This window comes from Hymenobacter psychrophilus (genome assembly GCF_900107135.1).
Taxonomy (GTDB): domain Bacteria; phylum Bacteroidota; class Bacteroidia; order Cytophagales; family Hymenobacteraceae; genus Hymenobacter; species Hymenobacter psychrophilus.
Window position 1 is genome coordinate 51,635 of sequence record NZ_FNOV01000007.1, and the last position, 17,303, is coordinate 68,937.

16 protein-coding genes and 2 tRNA genes are annotated in these 17,303 nt (G+C 60.2%); 6 read left to right on the forward strand and 12 right to left on the reverse strand.

The window, feature by feature from the left end:
• The first annotated feature begins 110 nt into the window (after window positions 1-110).
• Both BLW21_RS11645 and BLW21_RS11650 read left to right on the forward strand, forming a co-directional pair.
• Entirely contained in the window at window positions 111-1,703 is a 1,593-nt protein-coding gene (locus BLW21_RS11645; RefSeq protein WP_139255190.1) for a hypothetical protein, read from the forward strand.
• Window positions 1,704-1,858: 155 nt separating this feature from the next.
• The gene (locus tag BLW21_RS11650) at window positions 1,859-3,031 is read left to right on the forward strand and encodes a hypothetical protein (protein WP_092740189.1); all 1,173 of its coding nucleotides are present in this window, start codon (window positions 1,859-1,861) and stop codon (window positions 3,029-3,031) included.
• Between the two features lie 38 nt (window positions 3,032-3,069).
• Here the strand turns inward: BLW21_RS11650 and coaE are convergent, their stop codons facing one another.
• The 8 genes from coaE to BLW21_RS11690 form a co-directional block, all read right to left on the reverse strand.
• Window positions 3,070-3,672 (reverse strand): dephospho-CoA kinase, encoded by a 603-nt coding sequence (gene coaE / locus BLW21_RS11655; RefSeq protein ID WP_092740191.1) that lies wholly within the window; start codon window positions 3,670-3,672, stop codon window positions 3,070-3,072.
• Between the two features lie 254 nt (window positions 3,673-3,926).
• Window positions 3,927-4,889 (reverse strand): YbbR-like domain-containing protein, encoded by a 963-nt coding sequence (locus BLW21_RS11660; RefSeq protein ID WP_092740193.1) that lies wholly within the window; start codon window positions 4,887-4,889, stop codon window positions 3,927-3,929.
• Window positions 4,890-5,040: 151 nt separating this feature from the next.
• A complete protein-coding gene (gene yajC / locus BLW21_RS11665) occupies window positions 5,041-5,364 on the reverse strand; it encodes a preprotein translocase subunit YajC (RefSeq protein WP_092740585.1) in 324 nt (107 codons plus the stop codon).
• Window positions 5,365-5,427: 63 nt separating this feature from the next.
• Window positions 5,428-5,952: a DUF1573 domain-containing protein gene (locus BLW21_RS11670; protein ID WP_092740195.1), complete on the reverse strand. Its 525-nt coding sequence runs from the start codon at window positions 5,950-5,952 to the stop codon at window positions 5,428-5,430.
• 227 nt (window positions 5,953-6,179) lie between these two features.
• A complete protein-coding gene (locus BLW21_RS11675; RefSeq protein WP_092740197.1) occupies window positions 6,180-7,190 on the reverse strand; it encodes an isocitrate/isopropylmalate dehydrogenase family protein in 1,011 nt (336 codons plus the stop codon).
• A 220-nt stretch (window positions 7,191-7,410) separates the two neighbouring features.
• Window positions 7,411-7,722: a YtxH domain-containing protein gene (locus BLW21_RS11680; RefSeq protein WP_019949002.1), complete on the reverse strand. Its 312-nt coding sequence runs from the start codon at window positions 7,720-7,722 to the stop codon at window positions 7,411-7,413.
• A gap of 99 nt (window positions 7,723-7,821) precedes the next feature.
• Complete coding sequence (gene nusB / locus BLW21_RS11685; RefSeq protein ID WP_092740199.1) at window positions 7,822-9,006, reverse strand: transcription antitermination factor NusB; 1,185 nt, start codon at window positions 9,004-9,006, stop codon at window positions 7,822-7,824.
• Between the two features lie 96 nt (window positions 9,007-9,102).
• On the reverse strand, window positions 9,103-10,194 hold the full coding sequence (locus tag BLW21_RS11690; RefSeq protein WP_092740201.1) for a Glu/Leu/Phe/Val dehydrogenase dimerization domain-containing protein: 1,092 nt from the start codon (window positions 10,192-10,194) through the stop codon (window positions 9,103-9,105).
• Window positions 10,195-10,597: 403 nt separating this feature from the next.
• Here BLW21_RS11690 and BLW21_RS11695 point away from each other — a divergent pair, with 403 nt between their 5' ends.
• Window positions 10,598-12,382, forward strand: a complete 1,785-nt coding sequence (locus BLW21_RS11695; protein WP_092740203.1) for an ABC transporter ATP-binding protein — start codon at window positions 10,598-10,600, stop codon at window positions 12,380-12,382.
• Between the two features lie 112 nt (window positions 12,383-12,494).
• Here the strand turns inward: BLW21_RS11695 and BLW21_RS11700 are convergent, their stop codons facing one another.
• Window positions 12,495-12,881 (reverse strand): T9SS type A sorting domain-containing protein, encoded by a 387-nt coding sequence (locus BLW21_RS11700; RefSeq protein WP_092740205.1) that lies wholly within the window; start codon window positions 12,879-12,881, stop codon window positions 12,495-12,497.
• A gap of 281 nt (window positions 12,882-13,162) precedes the next feature.
• Between BLW21_RS11700 and BLW21_RS11705 the strand changes: the two genes are divergently transcribed.
• From BLW21_RS11705 to BLW21_RS11715, 3 genes are all read left to right on the forward strand, one after another.
• Window positions 13,163-13,236 (forward strand) — tRNA-Pro (locus BLW21_RS11705).
• A 54-nt stretch (window positions 13,237-13,290) separates the two neighbouring features.
• Window positions 13,291-13,364 (forward strand) — tRNA-Pro (locus tag BLW21_RS11710).
• A gap of 206 nt (window positions 13,365-13,570) precedes the next feature.
• Entirely contained in the window at window positions 13,571-14,251 is a 681-nt protein-coding gene (locus tag BLW21_RS11715) for an outer membrane beta-barrel protein (protein WP_092740207.1), read from the forward strand.
• A gap of 101 nt (window positions 14,252-14,352) precedes the next feature.
• Here the strand turns inward: BLW21_RS11715 and BLW21_RS11720 are convergent, their stop codons facing one another.
• From BLW21_RS11720 to BLW21_RS11730, 3 genes are all read right to left on the reverse strand, one after another.
• Entirely contained in the window at window positions 14,353-14,877 is a 525-nt protein-coding gene (locus BLW21_RS11720; protein ID WP_139255191.1) for a hypothetical protein, read from the reverse strand.
• A 131-nt stretch (window positions 14,878-15,008) separates the two neighbouring features.
• Window positions 15,009-16,769 carry an ABC transporter ATP-binding protein gene (locus BLW21_RS11725; protein ID WP_092740211.1) on the reverse strand — a complete coding sequence of 587 codons (1,761 nt, stop codon included), beginning with the start codon at window positions 16,767-16,769 and terminating at the stop codon, window positions 15,009-15,011.
• Window positions 16,770-16,992: 223 nt separating this feature from the next.
• Window positions 16,993-17,303, reverse strand: a 311-nt coding sequence (locus BLW21_RS11730; RefSeq protein WP_139255252.1) for a transposase, incomplete at its 5' end; no start/stop codon positions are given.

Sequence of the window (17,303 nt, forward strand, 5' to 3'; positions counted from 1 at the left end):
GACTGTCGCTTGCGGCGGTCCTTTTTTGTTTTGGCGCCCTCCGGCAGCCCTACCGGCCCACTGCTTGCCCGGGCGTTCTGCTATCTTGCGCGACTTCCTCCGCGTTACTTATGCTTCATTCTGTTGCGGTGCGCCGGTTCGGCGCAAGGGCCTTTTTTGGTTTGTTGCTGGTGCTGGGCGGGCTGCTGGTGAGTGACTACGGCGTGTCGTGGGATGAGCCAACTGACCAGCGCAACGGCTTGGTAAGCCTGCGCTACTTAGCCGATTTGACACTGGGCCACGAGCCCTACCCGATTGAGCAGTACCGCGACAGTGACCACGGTGTGTTGTTCGAGTTGCCCATGACGCTGGTGGCCCGGTACGGCCTGGGCCTGGTTGGCGAGCAGGTTGACCGCGACTATTACCTGATCCGCCACGGCCTCACGTTTTTACTGGTTCTAGGAGGCCTGGGTGCGCTTTATGGGCTGGCCCGGCTTCGGCTGCGCCGTCCGGGGCTGGCGCTGCTGCCGGTGGCTTTATTTGTGCTTTCGCCCCGGCTGTTCGCCGAGTCGTTCTACAATGCCAAAGACTTGCTGTTTCTGGCGGTTTTTACGGTGGGTACATTCACGCTGGCCCGGCTGGTGCAGCGCCCCACGCTCGGCCGCGCCCTGCTACACGGCCTGGCCACGGCCGCCGCCGTTGATGTCCGGCTGCTGGGCCTGCTACTGATTCCGTTTACCCTGGGGTTGCTGCTGCTGGCCGGGCTGCTGCCCACCCCGCCCGGCGGACCCCGCCCCCGGCAGGTAGGAGCCCTGGCAGGCGCGTACCTGCTGGCGGCGGCCGGGGCTACCGTGGCGGGCTGGCCCTACTTATGGGCCGACCCACTGTCCCGGCTGCTGCTGGCTTTCCAGCGGATGAGCCATTTTCCCTGGCAGGGCGAGGTATTGTACTGGGGCAAACTCGAGCAGGCCCAGCAACTGCCCTGGCACTACGGCCCCGTCTGGCTGCTGATTACTACGCCGGTGGCGTACTGGTTAGCGGCCGGAGCCGGCTTGGCGCTGGCCGCCATTGGGCTGCTTCGCCGGCCCCTGGAGCGGCTGCGCACCTTCAGCGGCCGCCTCGACCTGTTGTTCTGCGGCTGGCTGCTGCTGCCGTTTGCGCTGGTAATCGGGCTACATTCGGTGCTTTATGATGGCTGGCGGCACCTGTATTTCGTTTATCCGGCGTTGCTGCTGCTGGCGGTGTCGGGGGGCGAGCAGCTGTGGCAGCGGGGGCGCCGCAGCCGTTGGGGTTGGCCGCTGCTGCTGGGCCTGGGCCTGCTGGCCGGGCTCGAACTAGGGCTCACGGCGGTGCGGATGGTGCGCATGCACCCCCAACAGCAGGTGTATTTCAGCTTTCTGACCAACCAGCAGGTGGAGGATAATTTCGAGCGCGACTACTGGGGGCTGGCGTACCGGCAGGGACTGGAGTATCTGGTGCGGCGCCACCCCACCGGGCCCATTTACGTGGCCGCCACCGAGCAAACGCCGCTGTTCAACAACCTGATCTGGCTTACACCGGCTGACCAACAGCGTATTCAGTTGGTAGCCGAACCCGGTCCCGGTCGCTATTACCTGTTCGGCTACCGCGCGTGGCCCGGCGCGGCCCCGGCCGGCCGGGGCCGCGCGGTATACCAGGTGAAGGCAGATGGCCTGACGATTTTGTCGGTGCTTTACGAGCCGTAAGCGAGGGGCCGGCGGGCCACCGTGGGGGCTGGAACAGCGGCTTTGCTGCCGACGGGCCCAGCGGCGGCCCGCGCTAGTCTGGCTAATACCTGTTTCCTTTGAAGTCCTTTACCCCAGGCTAACCGCGAACTGCTGGTAGCCTTCAGCTTGAAAAGATGCCGCTCCACGAAGTCAACAGCCCCGCCCTCGTTCGCCAGTTCCTCGATCTGCCGGCCCGGCTCTATCAAAATCAACCCAACTGGATTTCGCCCCTCGATCCGGAAATTGAAACTGTGTTCGATCCGGCCAAAAACACCCTTTTGGCGCATGGCGAGGCAATTCGCTGGGTGCTGACCAACGCGGCCGGTACGGTAGTGGGGCGGGTGGCGGCCTTCGTTAATCGCGCCGCCGAGCCAGCCGACCCCACGTTGCCGGTGGGGGGCATGGGCTTCTTTGAGTGCGAAGACGACCAGGCGGCGGCCAACGAGCTGTTTGGGGCGGCCCGGCTCTGGCTGGCTGCCCGCGGCATGCAGGCCATGGATGGCCCCATTAATTTCGGCGAGCGGGACCGATTCTGGGGGCTGCTGACAGACGGCTTTACCGAGCCTAACTACGGCATGTTTTTCCACCAGCCCTACTACCAGCAGCTGTTCGAGCAGTACGGTTTCGAGCTATTCTTTCGCCAATACACCTGCTACCGCGAGGTGGATATGCCCCTGCACCCGGCCTTCTCGCGGGCCTTCGATACGTACGCGCAGCAGTATCCGACGTTCCGTTTTCAGCACGCCAACAAGCGCGACACCGAGAAACTGGCCCACGACTTCCACCAGGTATATAACCTGGCCTGGGCCAACCACAGCGGCATTAGTCCCATGAGCCTGGATAAGGCCCGCGACCTGGTGAAGCAGATGCAGCCCGTGCTTGATGAGCGGCTGCTCTGGTTTGCGTATCACCACGACGAGCCCATTGCCTTCTTTGTGAGCCTGCCCGAGCTAAACCAGATTTTCAAGCACGTGAGCCGTCGTTTTGGGCTGCTGGCCAAGCTGCGCTTCCTCTGGGAAAAGCGCCAATACATGCAGCGGCGCGACAAAAAATTGTTCGGCGTCATCTTCGGGGTGGTGCCCGAGTGGCAGGGCAAGGGTATCGAAAGCGCCCTGATGGTGCACGCCCGCGCCGAGTTCATGCGCGCCGGCTACCGCGAAATTGAGATGAACTGGATTGGTGACTTCAACCCCCGCATGCTGGCCGTTACCCGCTCCATTGGGGCCCGCATCTACAAAACCCACGTCACCTATCGCTACCTGTTCGACCGGGAGCGGCCATTCGAGCGCAGCCCGATTATCCGCTAGGCTTGATGCGCGAAAGATTGCGCTGAATGATACGTCCTTTACTTCGCCAATGCCCGCAACCCCGCATCCAGCCGCAGTACCTGCGGGATGAGCAGGTGCTCGTCGTCGTTGCGCACAACGTAGTCGGCGCGGGTTAGCTTTTCTTCTTCGCTGAGCTGCTTGTCGATGATGGTGAGTACGTCGTGGGCGGTGCGGTGCGGGTCGCGGCGCAGCACCCGGGCCTGGCGCAATGGCTGGGGCGCGAAAACGGTGATAACCCGGTCGAGCTGTTTGTAGGCGCCCGATTCGTAGAGCAGGGCGGCTTCCTTGAGCACGTAGGCATGGCCCTCGGCGTGGCGGGCCGCGGCCCAGTCGGCGAAGTCGTGGCCCACATGGGGGTGTACCAGGGCGTTGAGACGGGCCAGCTGAGTGGGGTCGGGAAAGGCTACGCGGGCCAGGTAAGCGCGGTCGAGCCGGCCTTCGACGTCGAAGGTTTCGGGGCCGAAGGCGGCCGTCAGCTCCTGGCGCAGTTGGGGGTTATGGGCCATTACCCACTTGGCCCGGCTATCGGAGTCGTAAAGGGGCACGCCTAACACCTGAAACAGCCGCCCCACAATGCTCTTGCCCGAGCCGATACCCCCTGTAATTCCTATCTTGAGCATCTGCCTGACTTTTAGCGGGTAAATCTGGATGAGTGACTGGTAAGGCCGGGTGGCAGCCGGCTGGCCTGTTGCCGGAAGAAGGGTATGCGGTGCCGCCGGGCAAATGTATCGATGCAACCGCGTAGCTCCGGCCGCTCGGCCGCGCCAGCTGCTAAGTGCAGTTCCACGAGCCACAGACGTAGGTAAAATAACCGCAATTAGTGTCCGTACGGAATGCCCGTGCCGTGAACAGGAGCATACGTATTTTGTGAACCCTACTCGCTCGTTACCCGCACGCCCCGGGTGAGCACCAGGTAGCCGCGCACCTGGGGCGGTTTGCGCGACAAAAAGGGCCGTAGTACCGAATCGGTGGGGCTTAGGAACTGGCCGTAGTGCAGCTGCACCCGCAACTGGTCGGGGCGGAAGGCGGCCGTATCTTCCGGGAAAAACTGGAGCCGCACCCGTACGGTGGCCGGTGTCAGGCGGAAGCGGCGGCCGGTGGGCGCGTCGAGCAGTTCGGGCACCACATCGACGGGCAATGTTACCACGGGTCGGCGCACGAGGCGCACCCGCACGTCGGTCACGTTGCTCTGCACTTGGTCGGGGCCGCCGATGGGCACCTGCACGTCGCCGTCGGTGGAGCCGGCCGGGGCCTGGGGGAGGTGTACGGGATAAGGGTCGGGCAGGTAGTTGACTTTGCCGGCGGGGCCGGTGAAGGTTACGGTACTGGGCTTGAAGCGGGCCTCGTAGGGCAGGGCGGCCCCGTCGGTGGCCGGGCTCAGGGCCAGCGGCAGGCGGCGGCTCACCAGCCGGTCGAGGTCAACCCATAGCGTGTCCGAAACCAGGTAATTAAGCTGCAGTCCGTCCATGGCCTGCTGCAGGGCGGGGCGCAGGGCGCTGGCCGTCAGGTAACGGGTGGCGGGGTCGCGCAACAGTATCTCAGCGGGGCGTATTTCCAGCGGCAACTGGCCCCGCAACAGCTTCCAGCCCCGGCCGGTTACGTTTACGGCCACTTCGTGGGGCAGTGGCTGCACCGGCACAAAGCGGGCATTATCGTAGCGGCACAGCAGCGGGTAGGTGATGCGGGTGGTGTAGGTTTTGTTGAGCGCGTTGAGCAGCCAGAAAGTGCTGGCCACCAGAAAGCACGCCAGTACAGCCCGCCAATAGCTGCGTTCCTGCCCGAAAAACGGGCTTACGAACCAGCGAAGCAGACGGAAACTGGGGCGGGCAGATGACACGAGGCGGTGGCGGGTAAAAGAGTAGGAATACGGCTGGGGCAGCGTAAAAACCGAAATTCCGGCCTCCGGTTGTGCCCGAAGCCGGAATTCCGGGATTCACAAGATACTACAAGCGCCGGATTGACGCCCCGCCGGAAGCGGCTAACCGGTATTATTCGGCTGCTACCGCTGACTTGCTGACCACCTCGCGGGCAATGGCCGCGCGGTCGAAGCGCAAGCGCACGGCCTTGTCTACTTCCACGGTTACCGACTCGTCGCTCAGGTCCACGATTTTGCCGTGCAGCCCGCCGATGGTTACCACATGGGACCCCTTGGCCAGGCTGGACCGAAATTTTTTGGCATCAGCCGTGCGCTTCTGCTGGGGCCGGATCATAAAAAAGTAAACCACCCCGGCCATGGCAACCAGGGGCAGGTACTGAAAGAGGCCGGCCGCGCCGCCGGCGGCAGGGGCTTGCAGTAAAAGAGAAGCGAACATAAGCAGGAGTTTCAGCAGTGAAAAAGCAGGTTTGGCCACGTTGGGGGCCCGGCCCCCAATGGCTTACTGCCGGTAAGGGCCGTTCTGGCCGTCGGGCAGAATGTTGGTCTTAATCACCACTTTGTTGATGCTGGGCTGGGTGTTGGCCTGAATAGCCACCTCCTTGTTTTGCATGCCCGTTTTGCCGTGCGAGTCGAACTGCACGTCGATGGTACCCTTGGACCCTGGGGCAATGGGCTCCTTGGTCCAGTTGGGCGTGGTGCAGCCGCAGGAAGCAGTGGCGTTTTCGATGATGAGCGGCGTTTTACCCGTGTTGGTGAACTCGAAGGTGTGTTTTACCACGGCTCCCGGCTGAATGTCGCCGAAGTCGTGGTCGGCCATGGCGAAGCTCATGACCGGGGCATTGGGGTTAGGCGCCTCGGTTTCCGAGCTCACGTTGGGGTTGTCGATCAGCGGAGCGGCCGTGGCGTTGGCATCAACGGCGGCGGCGTTCATGCCCTCGGTGCCTACCTCGCCCGGATTGTTGTTGCAGGCCCCCAGCAGCAAAGCGCCGGAAAGCAACAGAGAAGAAAGCAACGTGCGTTTCATAGTTGGCTGAAAATCAAGATGAGAAGCTGGTTAATAGCTTCGGGAAAACAAAGATAAGCAGTGCGGAGTTTCCGGCCGGGCGCAGTTGCCGACGAAAAGAACGCCGTTCCGGGCGCAGTGAAGAACGTTGTCGCATTGGCCGACAGCCGTCCAACGACCCCAGGCTAAGCTCTTCGTTGCGTCTGGAACGACGTTCTTTTAACTAATAGCCAGTGCGGGCAACTGGTTTACCGGCCCAGGTTGCCGATAATGGCTTGGGTAAACTCGCTGGTCGAAGCCGAACCGCCCAGGTCGCCGGTGCATTTGCTCTTGTCCTGCAGCGTGAGCAGGAGCGCCTTCTCAATCTGGTCTGCCTTGTCGTGCTGGCCGATGTGGTGGAGCATCATCAGGGCCGAGCGCAGCAGGGCGGTAGGGTTGGCTTTGCCCTGGCCGGCAATGTCGGGGGCCGAGCCGTGCACGGCCTCAAAAATGGCCATGTCGTCGCCAATGTTGGCGCCCGCCACCACGCCCAGGCCGCCCACCAGGCCGGCGCACAGGTCGGAGAGGATGTCGCCGAACAGGTTGGTGGTCACAATCACATCGAACTGCTCGGGCCGGATAACCAGCTGCATGCACATGTTGTCGATGATTTTCTCTTCGTACTGAATCTGGGGAAACTCGCGGGCCGCTTCCTGGGCTGCGTCGAGCATCACCTTGCCCGCCACCTTCAGAATGTTGGCCTTGTGGGCCATCGTCACCTTTTTGCGGCCGTGCTTGGCGGCATAGGCAAAAGCCGCGCGGCAAATGCGGCGCGCGCCCACCACCGTGTTGCGGGCCACCGAGTCGGCAATGCCGTTGTGGGCATCATACATTTCGAGGCCCGAGTACAGGCCCTCCGTGTTCTCGCGGAACAGCACCAGATCGATGCCCGAGTCGGCGTAGCGCGAGGCAATGCCGGCGGTGGTTTTGGCCGGGCGCACATTCTGGTAGAGGTTGTACTTCTGGCGCAGCGTAACGTTGATGCTGCGGAAACCCTTGCCCACGGGCGTGGTAATGGGGCCCTTGAGAGCCACCCGGTTCTGCTCCAACGAATCGAGCAGGGCCTGCGGAATCAACTCACCCGACGCGTCGAAGGTCGTCTGGCCTGCGTTCTGCTCCTCCCACTGCACGGGTACCTCGGCGGCGGCAAAAATATCGGTTACTGCTTTCGTGATTTCGGGACCAATACCGTCGCCGGGGATAAGGGTGATGCGCTGCATTACGTGGATGGGTTGATGGTTTGAGGAGCGGCCCGACGGCTACCGGGGGCAGGAGCGGGAACGTTTCCGTAAAGGTACCGATACCGAAGCGGAGCGGGCAACGAAAAAGTGCCGAAGCCCCGACAGGTTCGTCAGCTCTTCGGCACTTTTTTGAATATAGCCAACAAAAAAAGCAGCAGCCACCCGCAACAGTGCCCCGAAGGGCCGGCTTGCGGGCTGCTTACAGGCTTTTGCGGGAGTTGATCTGGTCGATGAGCTGGTCAACGTCGCCGAGCAGCTGCTCCGCCTTGCTCTTGGCGTCCTGAATTACGCGCTGGCCCTCGCTTTTGGCCGAGCTGGGCCCCTGGTCGGAGCGGCTCGTTACCAGGTTTTCGGTGAGGTCGGCCAGGGTTTCGCGGTACTTTTCGAGCTGGTAGCTGAGCCAGCTACGGGTTTCGCGGCCCTTTTCGGGGGCGTACAACAGGCCAACCACGGCCCCGGTGAGGGCGCCGCCGGCAAAGCACAGAATACCAGTGGTGGTTTTGCTACTCATGGAAGAGGTGAGTACGGAAAGGTGAGAAGTAGGACAGGAATTATAGACAAGTACGGAGAAATGCGCCGTTTAGATACCCGCTGGCTTCGCAGCTCAACGCTACTGGTTGTCCAGCAGGCCCCGGCCCGATTTGCGGATGGCGCCGCTGGCCGTCAGGTCCTGGGCCAGTTTGTCGAGGATGCCGTTGACGAATTGCTTGCTTTTGGGCGTGCTGTAGTTTTTGCTGATTTCGATGTACTCGTTGATGGTCACCTTTACCGGAATGGCCCGGAACAGGTGCATCTCGCAAAGCGCCATTTTCAGCAGAATCTTGTCCGTTAGGGCCACGCGGTCCACGTCCCAGTTCTGCGACGAGTCGGCAATCAGCTGCTCGTACTGCGCGTCGTCGGCCAGCGTCTGCTGGTAGAGGCTTTCGGCAAACTCCTTGTCTTCGGCCCAGTTGGCCGACAGCGACATGAGCACCATATTCTCGTCGGCAGCCTCGTCGAGCATTTTCACCGTTTTCACCACCAGGTTTTTCACCACCGAGCGGTTTTCCTCCCAGTTCTGGTCGTCCTCCTCAATGTACTCGGGCAGGGCCGTACCCTTAAACACGAATTCCTTGTAGAGGTGCTTGAGCATTTCCTGGTCGTCGGCGTAGGAGCCGGCCGGGGCAGCCAGGTAGCTCAGCAGCTCGGCGTCCTGCTTCATCTCGGTGCGCCAGGCCACGCGCAACGCGTCCAGCTCGGGCTGGCCGTGCCACTTCTGGTTGCGCCGGATGGTTAGCTCCTGCAGCTGCAGGTTTTCTATGAGCTTGGCAATAGCCTGGTTTTCCGAAAGCCGGGTAGTATCAAGCAACGGCTCGGGAGCCGCTGTCAGCCGCCGCGAGTCGCGCCCGCGCTCCTGCTCCAGTATCTGCAGCAGTACCTCCGGAATATTGAGCAGGTGCAGGTACTGGTCGTGGATGGCCTCGGCGCCGCTCACCAGCTGGCCGGCGTAATAGGTTTTGTCCTTGGCCACGGCCGCCTGATAGAACTTGATGGCGTCCTTCACCGCGTCGTTTACGTCGGCATCGTCGGTGGGCTCCGGGGTTTCGCCCGATTTATGCCACTCTTTGAAAATAACCTCGCCCATTTTGCGCTGGCCCTGCAGCAGCTTACGGTCGGGGGCCTCGGCCGCGGTCAGATCGGGCACGAAGGCCTCCGCAATACGCTCCAGGGCGAGCGAGTAATCGGACCCGACGGCCTGATGATAGGCGTACAGGGCCTGCATGACTTTGATGCGGAGCGTGCGACGGTTGAGCATTGTAAGTGAAAGTTTAGTGCTTAGTGGTTGGTGCGTAGTGCGTAGGAGTTTGTAGAACAGCCTAAGCACTATGCACCAACTACTAAGCGCTAGAAATTAATAAGTGGATTTTACCTTGCCGATGGCGGCGATGCGCTCCTCGGCCTGCCGGGTGGCAGCGGCCTGTGGGTGGCTGCCTTCCTGCTCGGCCTTGGCCAGCACCTGGGTGGTGATGTCGTAGATTTTCTCGGTCTGGATGAGGGCCGCCTCGCGGTTGCCGCCTACTACCTCCGAGTACACGTTAATGAGGCCGCCGGCATTAATGAGAAAGTCGGGGGCGTACACGATGCCGCGGCGCACCAGCTCGGGGCCGTGGCGGTTTTCGTCGGCCAGCTGGTTGTTGGCGCAGCCCGCTACCACTTGGCACTTGAGGCGCGGAATGGTGTCGGAGTTGAGCGTGGCACCCAGCGCGCAGGGCGAGTAGATGTCCACGTCCTGGTCGTAGATGTCGTTGAGGCCGACCATCTGAGCCCCGAAGCGGTTGGCCGCATCGAGGGCCCGGTCTTCGTAGTAGTCACTCACAATCAGCTGCGCGCCTTCCTTCTGCAGGTACTCCAGCAGGTAGGTGCCCACGTGGCCCATGCCCTGCACGGCAATGCGCTTGCCGGCCAGCGAGTCGGAGCCGAAGGCGCGCTTGGCGGCGGCTTTCATGCCCATGTAGGTGCCGTACGCCGTTACGGGCGAGGGGTCGCCGGAGCCGCCCATGCTCTCGGGCAGGCCCGATACGTGCTTGGTTTCCATCCGGATGAACTCCATGTCGCGGGTGGTCATGTTCACGTCTTCGGCCGTAATGTACTTGCCGTTGAGGTTCTGCACGAAGCGGCCGAATTTGCGCAGCAGCGCCTCCGTTTTCATCGTGGCAGCATCGCCGATGATGACGGCCTTGCCACCACCCAGGTTCAGCCCCGAAATGGCTGCCTTGTAGGTCATGCCGCGGCTCAGGCGCAGCACGTCGTTCAGGGCTTCGGCGTCGGAGGCGTAGTGCCACATGCGAGTACCACCCAGCGCGGGCCCAAGCACGGTGTTATGGATGCCAATGATGGCCTTCAGGCCGGTTTCGTGGTCGTGGCAGTATACTACCTGCTCGTGCTGGAACTCGGAAATCTGCCCGAAAATAGAGGCCTCGGTTACTACTTGCGTTTCAACCATAACGTGGGGGGGTGGGAAATGGGTGGGTGGGGGGGGAAGGGGGGGATTGGCGTACCTTCGCGGTGGTGACGGCCCATAGCCAACGCACGAAATTCGTTAAACGACTGGCAACGGCTTGTGGCTGCTTTCCCTTCGCTCAATGAACACTCCGCGCGGCGTCGGCCCGCTGTCCTCGCAATTCGGGTGCAAAAGTACGCCGATTTATATGAGTTTAGAAGGTGCAAAAGTAGAGACGCAATAATTTGCGTTTCGTCGTTGGGCGGTCTGCGCCGAACAAGCAGCCTCAGCGCCAGCAACACGTCAACTATTGCGTGTCTGCCCCGTTCACGCTGACGGCTGAAACCCTTTCCGGCTTTTTTGACTTTCTACGTTCGCGCTTCCCAACTTTCCAATTTCTCCGCTGGTGCCCGCACTTTCCGCTACCAACAAATACCTGCTGCGCTATAAATGGCACTTCCTCGGGGGCGTGCTGTTTGTGGCCCTGAGCACGCTGCTGGCCATCTTCCCGGCCCAGATTGTGCGCTATGCCTTCGATCTGGTGGGCGAGGGCATCGACCTGTACCACCTCTATGGCGGCACCCAGGCTCAGACCCAGGTGTACGAGCTGTTCGGGCGCAATGTGCTGCTCTATGCCCTGCTCATTCTGCTGATGGCGCTGCTGCGGGGCATCTTTCTGTTTTTTATGCGCCAGACGCTCATTGTAATGAGCCGGCTGGTGGAAAACGACCAGAAAAACGAAATCTACCAGCACTACCAGAGCCTGCCGCTAAGCTTCTACCGCCGCCACAGTACCGGCGACCTGATGTCGCGCATTTCCGAGGACGTGGGCCGGGTGCGCATGTACATCGGGCCGGCCATCATGTACTTCATGCAGCTCGTGCTGCTGTTCGTGCTTATTGTGCCGCTTATGCTCATGGTGAACGTGAAGCTGACGCTCTACACGCTGCTGCCGCTGCCGGTGCTGAGCGTGAGCATATTCTACGTCAACAACATCATCCAGCGCAAATCCGACGAAATTCAACGCTCGCTCTCGGGCATGACTACGTTTGTGCAGGAGGCCTTTTCGGGCATTCGGGTCATCAAGTCGTTCGTGCGCGAGCAGGATTCGCACCGGCAGTTCACCGAAGCTTCCAACGAGTACAAGGAGAAAACGCTGAGCCTGAACTTCGTTAACTCGCTGTTTTTTCCGCTGATTCTGTTTCTGGTGGGCCTGAGCACCATTATTACCGTGTGGGTGGGTGGCCAGGAAGTTATCCGGGGCACGATTACGACCGGTAGCATTGCGGAGTTCCTGATTTACGTGAACCTGCTGACCTGGCCCGTAACGGCCCTGGGCTGGACTTCCTCGCTGGTACAGCGCGCCGAGGCCTCCCAGGCCCGCATCAACGAGTTCCTGGACCAGAAAACGGACATCGTGTCGCGCCAGCATATCGAGCTGGATATCAAGGGCGAAATCAACTTCGACCACGTATCCTTCACCTACCCCGACACCGGCATTAAAGCGTTGCGCGACGTGTCGTTCCGCATCCGGCCGGGCCAGACGCTGGCCGTTATTGGCAACACCGGCTCGGGCAAAAGCACCGTGGCCGCCCTGCTCTCGCGCCTGTATGATGTAACCGAAGGCAGCATCAGCGTCGATAACGTGGACGTGCGCGACCTGGCTCTAACGTCGCTGCGCAGCCAGATTGGCTACGTGCCGCAGGATGTGTTCCTGTTCTCCGATTCTATCCGCAACAACATCAACTTCGGCCTCGACGAGCCCGATGAGGCCCGCATGCTGCAGGCCGCCCGCGACGCCAACGTTTACACCAACATCATCGACTTCCCGCAGGGCTTCGATACCAAGCTTGGCGAGCGGGGCATCACGCTTTCGGGCGGTCAGAAGCAACGCGTCAGCATTGCCCGCGCCCTGGTGAAGGAGCCCAAGATCCTGATTCTGGACGATGCCCTCTCGGCCGTCGATACCGACACCGAAAACGCCATTCTGGGGGCCCTGCAGCGCATCATGCACAACCGCACCAGCCTCATCATCAGCCACCGCGTCAGCTCAGTGAAGCTGGCCGACGAAATTCTGGTGCTCGACGACGGCCAGATTGTGCAGCACGGCACCCACGAGGCCCTCATGCGCGACGAGCAGGGCCTTTACCGCGCCCTCTACGAGCGGCAGCTGCAGAGCGAGGAAGCGTAGGAATAAAGAGCAAGTCAAAGCGAAAAGGTCAAAAGTAAAAGCCGTTGAACGAGCCACATGGCAACATTCAACGGCTTTTACTTTTGACCTTTTTCGCTTTGACTTACAGAAGCTACTGTCCCAGAATCACGCGCTTCATACCGCGCCGCTCGCCGGCCACGCAGTTTACGATGTAGGCGCCGCGGGGCAGGTTGGCCACGCTAAGCACCACCGCCGACTCGCCGGCCAGCAGCACGTCGCGGGTGATGACGGGGCGGCCGTCGGCGCCGTTGACTTCGATGCGGGTAGGGCCGGTGGCGTCGGTGTGTACGGTTAGGGCGTTGGTAACCGGGTTATGGTTGAGCCGCAGCTTCAGTGTTTCAGGAGGGGTTGCGGGCGTACCCATCGTGGCCGTAATCAGGGCCGGCGGAGCGGCGGCCACGGCTTTGGCCGTTGGGGCCTGCGCCCGTGCTACGGAGCCAACCGCCAGCAGGCATACCAGTAAAGTAAAGGTTTTCATAGACGTGCTGAAAAAACGAGGTACAATGCGGTCAGGGAAGGTACGATAAACACCCCTGCTACTGGTTCTGCGGGCCCTAAAATAAGCTGCCAGCAGTGGGCAAGAAACGCGCCAAACCAACCTTATTTGGTGAGTAGACCTTTTTTCAGGAAGATACAACCGGCACGCCAACAGTTGCATAAGGCATTTTAATAGTCGTCGGTGCCAGTTGAGTACAAGAAAAACTACGCGGGTGCTTGCGTTTTACCGCGCGGGTAGCGTACATTTGCATCATCATTCATCGGGGTGTAGCGTAGCCTGGTATCGCGCCAGCATGGGGTGCTGGAGGTCGTAGGTTCGAATCCTGCCACTCCGACGACGAATGTTTTTCGATTGAAGCCTCCGGGAACCCCACCCGGAGGCTTTTTTTCGGGGTGTAGCGTAGCCCGGTATCGCGCCTGCTTTGGGAGCAGGAGGCCGCAGGTTCGAATCCTGCCACCCCGACCCTATAGTACCCTCTCTTTCAAACTGCCCGCTGGACTCTGGTTCGGCGGGCAGTTTGGCGTTTGGGGGGTTGGGCTTTAGTATCGCGCTCGAGTCTCAAAAATATATAGACACATTAATACATTGAGAAATATAAAAGGAGCGTTGAATCTCCATCTGCTCGTTGGAGTGTCTACTTTGGCCTATCTTTTATTCTCTCCCATTTTATGAAGAAGACCCTAATTGGCGCGTTGTTCTTGAGCGCTGGTACTTTGCCGGCCCAAGCCCAGATTTCGGCCGGTACCAAGTTGCTTTCCACTTCCCTTCATTATTCGTATCAAACGACTGAAGAAGTACTAAACTCACTCAACAGTAAACAGGGTAAGCTGGTGTACGAAGAATTCGGCTTTGTGCCCAGTGCTGGGTATTTCGTGACAGAGAATTTAGCAGTGGGCTTAACAGGGCAGCTATCTGTCAGGAAGCGGCACTTCGGAACCGCCGCCAGTGGGCCCGGAACGATTACCGGCGTGTATTTGGAACAGAAGATACGCACGCTTAGTGGAGGAGTATTTGGGAGGTATTATAAATTTTTAGGGGAGAAGGTGGCACTCTATGGTCAGCTTGGAGTCAACTACCAAAACAACTATTATTACTTTTCATCTAGATACGATTCAAGTAACGGCAGAGGACTATATGCTTACCTCTCACCAGGTTTGGTTTTCTTTCCTTCTAATAAGATAGGTCTGGAACTCGCCATGCGTGGGGCATCTTATGACCGAATGACCAACGAGCGTGACGTCATAAACAGCAGCGCTACGAAAAATACTGTTACTACCAGCACTTTTAACTTTGGCTTCGGCCTCAACGATCTTAATCTAGGCATCTCCTTTTACCTAGGTCGCAACTAACCCCCAGTCAGCTACACCAAACGGCCCTTCCGAAAGCTTCAGGAGGGCCGTTTGGTGTTTCAGGTAACACGAAAAAGCGGTTAGCCAACAGCGCAAAAGACCTACTTCACCACCGCGAAAACCTCGGGCTTGCTCTGGTCGGGGAAGTGCTCCAGGTAAACGTGCGAAAGCTTGAGTTTCTGGGCTTCGGCGGCGGCCGTGATGCCGGAGTAGAGCTTATCGGGGGCCACGAGGTAGCTGGCCTGGATGCGGGCGTGCAGCACGCGCTGGCCGGCGGCGAAGGTGCGGTAGGTGTAGCCGGCCGGCAGGGTTTGGCTGGTGGTATCAGCCACGAGTACGCCCACGAACACGCGGGCCGAGTCGCGGGTGCTTTCGGGGCTGTTGTAGAAAATGTTGCCGAAGTCGCCGCGCAGCTTGCCCGACTTGCGCGCGTTGTAGGCTTCGCGGGTCAGGTCGCCGAACGCCTCGTCCTGGGCCGGGCCGGCGTAGTAGCGGCCGGCCAAGAAGTAGGGCTGGGTGGTGGTTTCGAGCGTAACGGTAGCCGCCTTGAAGCCGCCCATCTGCCAGTACACGGCCGAAAAGCCGACAATCAGGAGCAACGCAAGGCCAAGGAAAATTCGATTCATAGGTTTTTTTTAAGCTATTAGCTGACAGCTGATAGCCATTAGCTTGTGTTCAATCAGCAGAGGATGACTTGATAAGTAATTTCGTCAGAACGAAAGCTAACAGCTAATAGCTCTTAGCTAACAGCTCAAAATCAAGCGTACTGCATCTGGTAGAGGTTGGCGTAGAAACCTTGGTGGCGCAGTAGCTCCTCGTGGGTACCCGATTCCTTGATTTCGCCCTTGTCGAGCACGATGATCTGATCGGCCTTCTGGATGGTGCTTAGGCGGTGGGCAATCACGAGGCTGGTGCGGCCCTGCATGAGCTTCTCGATGGCCTGCTGAATCAACTCCTCCGTCTCGGAATCGACCGACGACGTGGCCTCATCGAGAATAATGATGCGGGGCTGATACACCATGGCGCGCACGAAGCTGATGAGCTGGCGCTGGCCCACCGAAAGCGTGGCGCCGCGCTCCATCACGGCGTAATCGAGGGCGCCGGGCAACCGCTCGATGAAGCGGCGGGCGCCCACCAAATCGGCCGCTTCCCAGATCTGGGCGTCGGTGATGTCGGTTTTGCCCAGCGTGATGTTGTCGCGGATGGTGCCGGCAAACAGGAACACGTCCTGGAGCACCACGCCAATGTGGCGGCGCAGGTCCTTGAGGTCGTACTCGCGCAGGTCGTGGCCGTCGATGCGGATGGTGCCTTGGTTTATCTCGTAGAAGCGGCTGAGCAGGTTGATAATGCTGGTTTTGCCCGCCCCGGTGGCCCCCACGAAGGCGTAGGTCTGGCCGGCTTTGATGTCGAAGTTCACGTCGCGCAGCACCCAGTCCTCGTCGTTGTACGCAAACCAGGCGTGCTCGAACTGCACGTCGCCGCGCAGCTGCTCGGGCGAGTAGGTGCCGTTGTCGGGTATCATCTCCTTGCTGTCGAGTAACTTCAGCAGGCGCTCGGTGCTCACCAGGCCCAGCTGCAGGGTGTTGAAACGGTCGGCAATCTGGCGGATGGGCCTAAAGAACAGAGCGTTGTACATAATGAAGGCGATGAGCGCACCCTTGGAAATCGTGCCCTCAATCTGGCCCTGGGCGGCGTACCATACCAGCAGGCCCACGCCGGCGGCGGCCAGCACTTCTGCCACCGGGAAGTAGATGCTGTAGTAGAGCACCGAGCGGATGTTGGCGCGGGTATGCTCCTGGTTGATGGCCTCGAACTTGCGCTGCTCGCGGGCCTCGTTGTTGAAAATCTGCACCACGTTCATGCCCGTCAGGTGCTCCTGCACGAACGAGTTGAGGCTGGACACGGCCGTGCGCACATCCTGGAACGACTTCTTGATCTTCTCCTTGAAAACGTAGGTGCTGATGAGCAGTGGCGGAATCACCGACAGGCTGATGAGCGTCAGCCGCCAGTCAATGTAGAACATAAAGCTCACGATAAACACGAGCTGCAGAATGTCGCCAATCATGGCCGCCAGCCCCTCACTGAACACGTCCGACAGCGTTTCGACGTCGGAGATATTGCGCGTCACGAGCTGGCCAATGGGCGTGCGGTCGAAGAACTTGAGGCGCAGGTCGAGGATGTGCTGGTACAAGTCGACGCGGATGTCGCGCACGATGTACTGGCCCAGCCAGCCGCCAAAATAGGTTTGCAGGTAGCTGACAATGGCGTGGCCCGTCAGCAGCACCAGCAGCAACCCGAACATCTTGTTCAGCCCCGCCACATCGCCCTGCTCGATGCTCACGTCCACCATCTGCTGGATGAGGAAAGGCCGCAGGGTGCCCAGCGCGGCCGTGGCAACGGTAAGGAAAATCAGGAAATAAAAGACGCGCTTGTACGGCTGCACGTACTTGAACAGCCGGCGCAGTACCTGCCAGTCGAATACGTTGCCGGTTTTGGTGGCGGGTTTAGCTTGCTCCATTCGTGGTTTCTACGAGAATGCAAAGGTAACTCTGGAAAGGAGCTAGAAGTTAGGAGCTGGGAGCTAGAAGAAAAAAACGCCTGTCATCCTGAGCTTGCGAAGGACCTTCTCACGGGTGCACGACTGTAATAACGACTCGTTTTGAAGTGAGCAGGTCCTTCCTTCGTCAGGATGACAGAGAAATTCTAACTCCTAGCTTCTGTCTCCTAGACTGTGTGGACAGTCATCGGAGCCAATCGAGGGCGGCGAGCAGGTGAGCGCCGGCTAAGAAGCAGGTGGCGGTTTTCTCGTAGCGGGTGGCAAAGCCCCGCGCCTCCTTAAGCCGGCCAAAGAAGCGTTCGACTTTGTTGCGGTCCGCATACAGGTTCTCATCATAGGCCCGCTGGTCTATCCGGTTGGCCTTAGGCGGAATCACGGCTTGCGCGTGTTGCCCGGCCACAGCCGCTAGCACGGCGTTCGTGTCGTAGGCCTTATCGGCCACCACAGCGCCGGGCTTTTCGGGCAGGGCGGCCAGCAGTTCCGGTAGCACGGTGC

What these genes read in the sequence shown, in the direction of transcription:
- BLW21_RS11645 (WP_139255190.1), top strand. Translation starts at nt 111, where the DNA reads ATGCTTCATTCTGTTGCGGTGCGCCGGTTCGGCGCAAGGGCCTTTTTT.
- BLW21_RS11650 (WP_092740189.1), top strand. Translation starts at nt 1,859, where the DNA reads ATGCCGCTCCACGAAGTCAACAGCCCCGCCCTCGTTCGCCAGTTCCTC.
- coaE (WP_092740191.1), bottom strand. Translation starts at nt 3,672, where the DNA reads ATGCTCAAGATAGGAATTACAGGGGGTATCGGCTCGGGCAAGAGCATT.
- yajC (WP_092740585.1), bottom strand. Translation starts at nt 5,364, where the DNA reads ATGTTCGCTTCTCTTTTACTGCAAGCCCCTGCCGCCGGCGGCGCGGCC.
- BLW21_RS11670 (WP_092740195.1), bottom strand. Translation starts at nt 5,952, where the DNA reads ATGAAACGCACGTTGCTTTCTTCTCTGTTGCTTTCCGGCGCTTTGCTG.
- BLW21_RS11675 (WP_092740197.1), bottom strand. Translation starts at nt 7,190, where the DNA reads ATGCAGCGCATCACCCTTATCCCCGGCGACGGTATTGGTCCCGAAATC.
- BLW21_RS11680 (WP_019949002.1), bottom strand. Translation starts at nt 7,722, where the DNA reads ATGAGTAGCAAAACCACCACTGGTATTCTGTGCTTTGCCGGCGGCGCC.
- nusB (WP_092740199.1), bottom strand. Translation starts at nt 9,006, where the DNA reads ATGCTCAACCGTCGCACGCTCCGCATCAAAGTCATGCAGGCCCTGTAC.
- BLW21_RS11690 (WP_092740201.1), bottom strand. Translation starts at nt 10,194, where the DNA reads ATGGTTGAAACGCAAGTAGTAACCGAGGCCTCTATTTTCGGGCAGATT.
- BLW21_RS11700 (WP_092740205.1), bottom strand. Translation starts at nt 12,881, where the DNA reads ATGAAAACCTTTACTTTACTGGTATGCCTGCTGGCGGTTGGCTCCGTA.
- BLW21_RS11715 (WP_092740207.1), top strand. Translation starts at nt 13,571, where the DNA reads ATGAAGAAGACCCTAATTGGCGCGTTGTTCTTGAGCGCTGGTACTTTG.
- BLW21_RS11720 (WP_139255191.1), bottom strand. Translation starts at nt 14,877, where the DNA reads ATGAATCGAATTTTCCTTGGCCTTGCGTTGCTCCTGATTGTCGGCTTT.
- BLW21_RS11725 (WP_092740211.1), bottom strand. Translation starts at nt 16,769, where the DNA reads ATGGAGCAAGCTAAACCCGCCACCAAAACCGGCAACGTATTCGACTGG.